The sequence below is a fragment of the Paenibacillus sp. PL91 genome (assembly GCF_012935325.2).
Lineage (GTDB): Bacteria > Bacillota > Bacilli > Paenibacillales > Paenibacillaceae > Pristimantibacillus.
Genome location: NZ_JABBYG020000044.1, coordinates 1 through 9,719 on the forward strand (window position 1 = coordinate 1; position 9,719 = coordinate 9,719).

The following is a 9,719-nucleotide window of genomic DNA, read 5'->3' on the forward strand; positions in this document are numbered from 1 at the left end:
TACATGACTCACCATTTTTTTCTCACATGCGCGTATGGCGGAATTGGCAGACGCACCAGACTTAGGATCTGGCGGGCAACCGTGGGGGTTCAAGTCCCTCTACGCGCATACTTTTAACGGAAAAAGCCTTGCTTAGCAAGGCTTTTTTTTATTGGCCGATAATCAAAATGCGACTTTGAGATCGAATGATCCAAGGTCTATTTTTTGTCAAAGCTGCTAGCTATCGTGTACAATAAAGTCATTAAGGGAGGCGGATTGATGAATTTTTACGTTACTTTTTTCACAAACATGAGCATCCTTATAACCTGTGCCTACCTTTTTAACCTTCTATATAAGAATTTGTTCCAGCAAGTACCCACTATCGTCAAGAACAGCGTAATGATCGTTATATTTATTTTCTGCGGCTGGCTCGCGATGAAGTTTGGCGTTCAACTGAAGGATGGTGCCGTACTAGATTTGCGTGTCGTACCGATTATCTTCGCTTCCCTGATGTTTCGAAATCCTTGGCATGTCTTCTTAATTGGATTAGGAATTGCCGCAACCAGGTACTGCGTCAACGGAGTAACGCTTAATGCGCTTACCGGATCAATTAATATCGCAATATTGGGTCTGGCCGCTTCAGGCCTCGTTATTCTATATGAGCGGAAGAAGACTTGGAACTATCGTTTGAAAGCGACGATCTCTCTGCTGACAATTAATATTGTGCAGGTGCTTGGTATCGCGACCTTTGGCGCGCTCTCTCGCGACATTTATTTGAAGCAAATCATGCCCTACACATTGCCGCTTTCTTTGCTGCTGGGTGCTTTTTTCTTGTTTATTATTTATGACTTCTATAAAGAGCAGCAGCGTGCGGAGGAGCTTCGCAATAAGAACGTCATTCTGATGCAGCAAACAAACGAGCTTAAAGAAGCGCATAAGGAGCTAGAAGATCGAGCGGTTCAAATTTTAAAATCATCCAAATATAAATCGGAATTTATATCTAATATGTCGCATGAGCTCAGAACGCCGCTAAACAGTATTATTCTTCTCTCTGAGCTTATCCGTGAGAATGAGGCGGACAAGGATCAAAGCGAGAATCTGGAGTATGCGGAAATCATTCATACCTCCAGCTTAGAACTTCTGCGGATTATTAATGATATTTTGGATCTGTCGAAAGTGGAAGCAGGCAAAATGGAGCTGGTCTGGGGCGAGGTATCCATCGAGGATATCAAGCAGCTGCTGTATCATCAGCTTGCTCCGATGGCGGTTAACAAGGGGCTGAGCTTTGAGATCATTGTAGATGAGGCTGTACCTCCCCTGCTCGTATCAGACGGACAGCGCTTGAGCCAAATTTTGCGTAATTTAATAGGCAATGCCGTTAAATTTACGGATCGCGGCAGCGTTACCTTGCACGTATCGATGGAGCCGGAGGCAGGCTTCGTTGCGTTCGCGGTTCGAGATACTGGAATCGGTATAGACGAGAATAATCAGCAGCTCATTTTCGATACCTTTTTGCAAGAGGACAGCACCATTAATCGGAAATATGAAGGAACCGGGCTGGGACTCTCGATCGGCCAACAGTTTGCAAAGCTGCTTGGCGGTACGCTGACGCTGCGAAGCACAAAGGGAGTAGGCAGTGAGTTTAAGCTCATATTGCCTTTGAATCCCCCAGGTGACACGTTATAACAAGCAACACTACGCTATAGATTAATTAAATAAGAATGGAATAAAGCTCGGGACCGTCAAGGCTAGGAGATGTATGCTTCCATCAGACGGTCCTTTTTTTGCACCTTAATCTGCATGGGCATAAAGTTTTGGCAGTTCAACCGTAACCGTAGTTCCTTGCCCAAGCATGCTTTCCATCCGGAGGGAGGCTTGTCCGCCAAATAAATGCTCGACTCGTTTTCGCGTATGCGATAAGCCAATATGCCGTACTCCAGAGTTTTTCTTACGATTCCCTTTCTCCCAAATGGTCGGCAGTTGGTGAGCTTCAATGCCAATACCGTCATCCTCAACCTGCAGGATAAGAGCGTTCTTGGCAAGCGATGCTGATATGCGGAGTATTCCCAGCTCTTCTTTTGGACAAATCCCGTGGAAAATCGCATTTTCAACAAAAGGCTGCATAAGGTTGCGAGGCACCAGGCAATCATAAGCCTCATCTTGAATGTCCCATGCGACCTCAAACATGTCAATGTAGCGAAAGGATTGAATCGCGATATAATCCCGCAATAATCCAATCTCCTCCCGCAAAGGGATTAACGTTTTGGCCCCATCCATTTTAACCGCATCCTGCAGAAGCCTTATAAAAGCACCAACCATACGGACAATATCGTCATTCCCTTGCTTCTGGGCCATATAAATGACGGCATTTAACGTATTGTAAACGAAATGCGGATTCAATTGGGAGAGAAGAAGCTCCAGTTCCAGCTCGCGTTTATCTTTTTCATGGCGAATAGATTCTTCCAAATGCACCTGCAGTTGGTTGGTCATGCGATTAAAGCCAAGGCCCAGCTTCTCTAATTCATCACCAGTTTTAATGTTCACCGAGGTGTGCAGCTTTCCGCTGGATACGGCATTCATGGCATGATATAAGCGCATAATGGGTCTCGTAATGCGGAAAATGGCAGGCATCATTAGAAGTAGAATCAGAATCGTGCTTGTTAATGAAAACACGCCGAGCAGATAGATCACGATTTTTCCCCGTTCCATAAGTGAGGCTTGGGAGACGAAGGTAACCAGCTTCCAATTGATGCTCTCGAATCGGTCGATCAGCATATAACCTCCATGAATGGAAGAGATCCCTTCTTCCCTTTCCTCCGATGCAGCTAATAGGAGTGAAGGGGTCAGGGGGAATTCTGGCGATGGGCTAGCTTTCTCATACAATAAATAACCAGCGTCATTCAGCCATAGAAAACCTTCGAAGCCCTCACTGCCAAAGTCGAGCAATGACTCGAAGCTATCATAATCGAGATTAAGGATCAGCTTGCCAATCGTTTGGCCCGGCTGTTCAATATCTTTTACCGTAACGATAAAGCTAATGATCTTCCCTTTTTCTGACGTATTGCCGGTTAGAAACATCTCATGCGGCTCGGTAAAGGCATGCTGCTGTCCCGACTGGGTATGATTCAAATACCATTCCTCTTTTAATAACTCGCTAAAGTATTGATCGTTTCTTGCCTCGCTCCAAAATACTCGGTTGTCCGGAAGGAGAAGAGCAAAGCTGCTAACCTCCTTGCGCAAGCCTTTATTCTCATCGAGATAGTCTAATGTGTCTTGAAGCATAGCAAATTGGTCAAAGATATCCAGCTGATCATAGGTTTTAAAGAAGGATTGCAGCTGATCGGAAATAATGAGAGAGAATGAAAACTTAGCGATATCATCCGACATGTATTCAAGCTGCCTAACGGTTTGGCTTAGCTTTGTTTTATCCTCATGTATCATCTGCTCCACCACTATGGTTTTAAAATAATAATAAGTAAAAGCCGCGGAGAGAAGGAAGCTGACAGTGGCAACGATAACGATCCGCTGAAGGATGACAGAGCGCAGGCTTTTCATAGACTGTGAGCCCCGTTCCGGTATTGATGGGGGAGCACACCCGTCGTTTTTTTGAAAACCTGACTAAAGTGCTGGGGCGAACGATAGCCGACTCTTGCGGATACCTCGGTCATTTTGGCATCCTCCTGGTTCAAAATGCGTTTTGCCTGATTAATTCTATACTCCGTTAAGTAATCGAGAAACGTACGTCCCAGCTCGCGCTTGCACAATTGATGAAGATAGGAGGGGCTGATGCCAATTGATCGGGATACGTCTTCAATATTGATATCTTCGTGATAATGCGATTGAATATATTGCAGTGCCCGAAGCAGTTTACTCGATAATCGATCGAGTTCATTTTTATTGGAGCACAGCCTCTGAATCATGACGATAAATCTATTCATGATTTCTTCCAAGTGATACAACGGTTTTTCTTCTCCTAATGCGAACGGATCTGCTTCTGGCAAGCCTTTGGCGGCAAAACGCTTATTCATAATTCCGGTCAGCGTATGGATAGTCTCGTACAAGCCTGCCAAGTCCCACTGAGGATGGCAGAGAGTGTTGAAACTCCGCTTGATAGCGCTCTCAATTTTTGCGGGATCATGTTGGTTCATCCCCTCAATCAGCTCATCAAAGAATCTCGTACGAGGCATAGCCGTTGGATGGGTTTCGTAGTCAATGGGCAGCATCGGAAGTTCATCCGCGCATAAGTGACTATTTTCCCCGCTAAAGACAGCGTGCCTAGCAGCAGCCTCGACTTTGCGAAAGGAGTCGTGAAGCCGCGAGGAATCATGGCATTGGAATGAGTAATAGAACGAATGGCTTCCGTCATAATGCTGCTTGAGATGTGAATCAGTGGATCGGATAAGGTCTTCAAATGATCTGCGCTGCATGGACATCGTTTTATTCTTCTGGGAGAACAGCGCTATGAATTGGTTCCGGTTAAGGGGGAATTCGCCGATCAACTGCCAATCCGACTGACCGGAGCAGAAGCTGATTTCGTTGGAGGCGTAGTCGAGAGATTGAAGGCTCACAGTTTTCCCCAAAGGTGAAGGAATCGCAGAGAACGGTGAATCTCTTTGGATTAGCAGGATGGCGTAAGGAGGCGCAGTTTGGCTGTCCTGAAACATGGTCAATATCTCTGCTCCCATCAATACTTTCATAAGCTGCTCGGAGCGCTCAATCCTTCTTTGCTTTTCGTCGCTCTCCCAGCTTTCCTTGGCTTTGTTTAATTCGAGAAGCAATTTGTCCCGGTCTACTTCATGCTTGATGAGATAGCTGGAAACGCTCCCTATAGCAATGGCTTGCCTTGCATACTCAAAATCCTCATAGGCACTCATCACAATAAATTTAACGCCTAATTTACGCTCGGAGACCGCTCTAATCAACTCGAGTCCGTCCATCACAGGCATGCGAATATCGACAATCATAATTTGAGGGCGATGCTCCTCGCAAAGACGAAGAGCGGTTCTGCCATTTGAGGCGGATGCAGCAATTTCATAATCATAACTGTCCCAGGGGAGAAGACTTTTGACATGCTCCAATGCAATTCGTTCGTCATCTACCAATATGATCTTCATCATGCTCACCTCCGCTGGATTTTTAAGTATGATTGATTATAACTTACATCAGGGACATAGAAGCAAGAGGAAAAGTAGGATCGCGACCAAAAGTGTAGAATAGCAATGTTTACGCTTACATTCATTCGCATGTATATTGAAAGCGCAGACATTATAAGGTGAACAAAGGAGAGATTATTCGATGCAGAAGCGGATTTGGATCAAACGAATGAGTCTATTGATCTCTATCATGATGCTTGTGAGCGTGCTAGCAGCGTGCGGCGGAGGCAATACCGTCAATAATAAGGAAGAGGGGGCAACAAACAATACGAGCTCTGGAGAAAACGATAACACGGGGACGGCAACCGTCAAAGGAAATGACGATTTCAAGGGGGAGTTTGTTTTATGGACGTGGGAGCCGGAGCATCCTACCGCTTTGGCAGCTTTTAACGAGAAATATCCCAACATCAAAGTAAAGCGCGTAAACGTTGCCGCAGAGGACATTTCGAAAAAACTGCAAACGACCATTGCCTCAGGCGGTGAATTACCGGATGTCGTAAGGATCGAACGCGGTCAAAAGGCGAAAATTTTCGATATGGACATCCTCGAGAATCTTGAAACGGCACCTTATAATGCCGATAAATCGATATTGTTCGATTATGATCTTGCGACCTTTTCTAAAGATGATCATCTTATAGCAATTCCCGACGATATGAGCGTAGCTGGAATTGCATACATCAAATCGCTCGCTAAACAATATTTCGGTACGGATAATCCAGAGGAAATGGAAGCAATTTTCACAAACTGGGATGTATTTATTGAGAAGGGGAAAGAGGTGCTGCAGCAAAGCGGCGGCAAGGTTAAAATGTTCCCTAGTCTCGGCGACGTGAATCAAACGCTGAAAGGACAGCGCGCCGAACCCTATTTTGACGGCGACAAGCTGAATGTGACTATGCTTACGAGCACTGTCAACGATTTGGTCAAGTTTCGAGATTCGGGTACTATCGATAAGCTTGATCAATGGACGCCGGCATGGAACGCAACATTTGGTGGGGAGAAATACATATTCGCCATGTCTCCAGTATGGATGCCGCAGTATGTAATCGGTCCTAATGATAAGAAGGATGATCGCTGGGCACTGATGGTACCTCCTGGCGGAGGATTCATTAGAGGCGGTTCCTCGCACGGCATTCCGAAGGGCGCCAAAAACGCTGAGTTAGCCTGGAAATGGATCGAATTTACGTCGATGTCGCAGGAGGGCGCGGAAGCGCAGAAAAAGGATGGCGTATTTACGCACTACAAGAAGGCTTACGAGGATCAGTCCTTTACGAATTGGACATGGCGAAACTTCGGCAGTCAAGATATTGGAGACAAGTTCTTTGTCGACATCTCTGCGACCACGAAGGACATGCCAGAAAACATCAATGACCTAGTATTGGATGAAGTGATGAATATCGTGCTCCAGACGCTCGCGAAAGATGACTCGTTTGGCACTCAGCAAGCTATGGATCGGATTCAAAAGGAACTAAAAGCAAAAGCGCCTCAAATCGTTTGGGAGTAAGCCTCGGGTAACAAAAATGAAAAAGCGGCCTGTATATCGGCCGCTTCTCTTCTTACAAGATGTCAAATAGTCAGGAGTGTAAGCGATGCTTGCTTTAAAAAGAAAATGGGTGCCTTACTTTTTCCTCTCGCCGTACATTTTGTTTTATTTGGCTTTCGGCCTTATTCCAATGGTGTTTTCGTTATATGTCAGCCTGACGAGCTGGAACGGCATTGGCGAGAAAACGTTTGTTGGACTTGAAAATTATATATTTTTGTTTAGTCCGGATTCCTATTTTTTCAAATCGGTTGGCAATACGCTGCTGTTTGTAGTGTTTACGCTTCCTCTTCAAATCATTTTTGGATTGATCATAGCCTCGCTGCTATACAGCCGGTGGGTGAAGTGGAAAGGCTTTTTTCAATTAGTCAACTTTCTCCCCTATATCGTAACGCCTGTTGCGGTTGGGCTTATGTTCAATCTTCTCTTTGATTGGCAAGCGGGGTTCATTAATAAAATCTTGCTTCATCTTGGTCTAATCGATGAGGGCATTTATTGGCTGGGAGACCCTCTGTACGCCCGAATGGTCATTATCGTTATGCTGTTCTGGAAAGGCTTCGGTTATACGATGATTTTCTACCTGGCGGGACTTGCCAACATACCGAAGGATTTGAATGAAGCCGCGCAGGTGGACGGAGCATCTGGATATAGAACGTTTATGTCCATCACGCTTCCGCTTCTGAAGCCGGTCACCATCTTTATTGTTATAACAGGCATTATTGGCGGATTTCAGCTTTTGGAGGAACCTATGCTTCTGCTCGGAGGATCAGGGATGGGTTCAAGTACAGCGGTCATTGGCGGTCCGGATAGATGCTGCTTGACCACGGTATGGAATATGTATGATACCGCCTATGGCAGCACGACCCGGTACGGGCTAGGTGCAGCTATAGCTTATGGTTTATGTATTATCATCGCGTTATTTTCGTTTATCGGCGCAAGATTTTATAGGGGGGAACAGGAATGAGTCAATCGTTGCGAACGACGCTGGCGACAACCTTAATCGCCCTGCTATCCATATTTGCGCTGCTGCCTTTTTATATCATGACCATCATGGGAACCTATCAGAATGAAGATCTTTTTACAAAAATCGTACTTTTGCCTGGTACTTATCTATTGGAGAATTTGAAGACGGTTGCGGCAAGCCGATTCGATCTTGTCTACTGGAACAGCATAATCGTATCATTGTTTAGTACGGTATTGTCGGTACTGGTCAGTGCGTTTGCAGGCTTCGCTTTTGCCAAGCATAATTTTAAGTATAAGAACAAAATTTTTGCTGCAGTTCTGCTTACGATGATGATTCCCGGCCAGCTCGGGCTCGTCGCTTACGTGATTGAGATGCGTTATCTCAGCTTGTCGGGCACGTTGCTTCCGCTTATTTTGCCTTGGGTAGCGAATGCATTTGGCGTTTATTGGATGACACAGTTTATAAAAAGCGCTGTTCCGACTGAGGTGCTGGAAAGTGCACGAATAGATGGATGCTCGGATATCGGCGTATTTTTCCGAATTGTCGTTGTTTTTATTTACCCGGCAATTACAACGCTCTCGCTTCTTGTATTCCTATGGTCTTGGAACAATTATTTGCTCCCGCTAATTATCGTGAATAAGCCTGAGCTATACACGATACCGCTTGGAATTACGGCGCTGGGAGATGCTTATCGAACCGACTTGGCGGCTCAAATTCTTGGTTTGACACTGGGTACAATTCCGGTACTCATCTTGTTCGCAATAGGCTCCAAAAGCTTTATCCGCGGATTGACGGCAGGGTCAGTCAAGGGATAGGGACAGGAGTGAGAGTAGGGAAAAAAGAAGCAGCACACTCCTCATGAGGAGGAGGTGCTGCTTCTCTGCTTATTCCTTATTGCTGTCCATGCCGGTGTATATAAGAATGGCATCTCTTAAAAATTCCGCGCCGCCAGGCTGATGTTTGTCGTAGTATGCGGTAAATCTCTCGTCATCCACATACATTTGGGCAATGTTCGCATGCGCTTCTTTGCTGTAATGGCCCCAATAAAAGGTGAGCCATTGGCGATGCAAATCAGCCGCTTTTTGCGCGAGCTCTCCGGAAGGGTCGCCGGTAGCAAAAGCCTCAGTGAGGACGCCTAGCACATCGGCGCCTAATTTTTCAACCTCTGCATGCTGCTCCTCCGTCATATTTTTGATCGCACGATTGGAGCGATCCACTTGCTCATCCCCATACTTTTCTCTAATTTCTTTGCCGTATTTCTTTTCGTTGTCATCGATCATTTGTTGTTTAAAGCCTTCAAATTTCTCTTTGTTTGCCATGGTTATTCTCCCTTCGTTTTGGGCTAATGTTTTATCGACATTAGCGATTAGCAAATCTAATTGCTGCCTTTTTTCAAGCAGCTTCTGCCGATGCTCACGCAGCGCGCTTTTTCCGTCGAAGGCGGATGCGGTCACGATTAGTTTGATTTCCTCCAAGCTGACGCCAAGCTCCCTGTAAAATAGAATTTGTTGCAGTCTATCCACTTCCGCTTGCCCGTAAATGCGATAGCCAGAGGAGTTAATTCTAGCTGGCTTTAGCATCCCGATCTCATCGTAATACCGCAGCGTTCTTGTGCTAATGCCAGCCAGCAGTCCTAGCTTTTTTATGGTGTATTCCATGTGCTCGCCTCCTGACAAGATCATCGTACACCTTCACGCAGCGTGAAGGTCAAATGATTTTTTTTGATTTAAAATGCCTGAGAACACGAAGGGCTTTCGGTAAAAATCAAAATCAAGTTAAAGCATGGAGAGTATGAGTATGGTGATCGTCTCACCGTATTAGAGAGGCTTAACACGAAATAAAGCATCACTGATAAGGAGATTAAGAATACATAACTTAATTTGATTAATAAGCGATAATACATAAGAAAAGTAGCTGATCTTTGGCGTATAAATGATAATAATATTGAAAATAATAAATTAAATTAAAAAAAAGACTTGCAATACTATATAGATACATGGTATATTCTTATTCCGGCCGAGAGAAACACGCGGACGACAAGCGAAACACAAGAGAGAATAGATTGCTCTTTGAAAACTGAACAACG

General features: G+C 45.2%; 7 protein-coding genes and 1 tRNA gene. 5 read left to right on the forward strand and 3 right to left on the reverse strand.

All coding sequences use genetic code 11. From position 1 onward, the window contains the following. Positions 1-28: 28 nt before the first annotated feature. A tRNA-Leu gene (locus HI950_RS34950) sits at positions 29-108 on the forward strand. A gap of 150 nt (positions 109-258) precedes the next feature. Further along, positions 259-1,665, forward strand: coding sequence for an ATP-binding protein (locus HI950_RS34955; protein WP_169091623.1), 1,407 nt, complete (start codon positions 259-261; stop codon positions 1,663-1,665). Positions 1,666-1,770: 105 nt separating this feature from the next. On the opposite strand, the gene HI950_RS34960 is transcribed toward HI950_RS34955, so the two are convergent. Both HI950_RS34960 and HI950_RS34965 read right to left on the reverse strand, forming a co-directional pair. Beyond that, positions 1,771-3,534: a cache domain-containing sensor histidine kinase gene (locus HI950_RS34960; RefSeq protein WP_169091625.1), complete on the reverse strand. Its 1,764-nt coding sequence runs from the start codon at positions 3,532-3,534 to the stop codon at positions 1,771-1,773. Continuing rightward, a complete protein-coding gene (locus HI950_RS34965; RefSeq protein ID WP_169091627.1) occupies positions 3,531-5,096 on the reverse strand; it encodes a helix-turn-helix domain-containing protein in 1,566 nt (521 codons plus the stop codon). Before HI950_RS34965 ends, HI950_RS34960 begins: the two co-directional genes overlap by 4 nt. A gap of 178 nt (positions 5,097-5,274) precedes the next feature. Here HI950_RS34965 and HI950_RS34970 point away from each other — a divergent pair, with 178 nt between their 5' ends. The 3 genes from HI950_RS34970 (at position 5,275) to HI950_RS34980 (ending at position 8,448) form a co-directional block, all read left to right on the forward strand. Beyond that, complete coding sequence (locus HI950_RS34970) at positions 5,275-6,633, forward strand: extracellular solute-binding protein (protein ID WP_169091629.1); 1,359 nt, start codon at positions 5,275-5,277, stop codon at positions 6,631-6,633. 85 nt (positions 6,634-6,718) lie between these two features. Beyond that, the gene (locus HI950_RS34975) at positions 6,719-7,633 is read left to right on the forward strand and encodes a carbohydrate ABC transporter permease (RefSeq protein ID WP_169091631.1); all 915 of its coding nucleotides are present in this window, start codon (positions 6,719-6,721) and stop codon (positions 7,631-7,633) included. Next, complete coding sequence (locus HI950_RS34980) at positions 7,630-8,448, forward strand: carbohydrate ABC transporter permease (RefSeq protein ID WP_169091633.1); 819 nt, start codon at positions 7,630-7,632, stop codon at positions 8,446-8,448. Before HI950_RS34975 ends, HI950_RS34980 begins: the two co-directional genes overlap by 4 nt. Before the next feature lie 69 nt (positions 8,449-8,517). On the opposite strand, the gene HI950_RS34985 is transcribed toward HI950_RS34980, so the two are convergent. Further along, entirely contained in the window at positions 8,518-9,291 is a 774-nt protein-coding gene (locus HI950_RS34985; protein WP_169091635.1) for a MerR family transcriptional regulator, read from the reverse strand. Between the last annotated feature and the right edge of the window lie 428 nt (positions 9,292-9,719).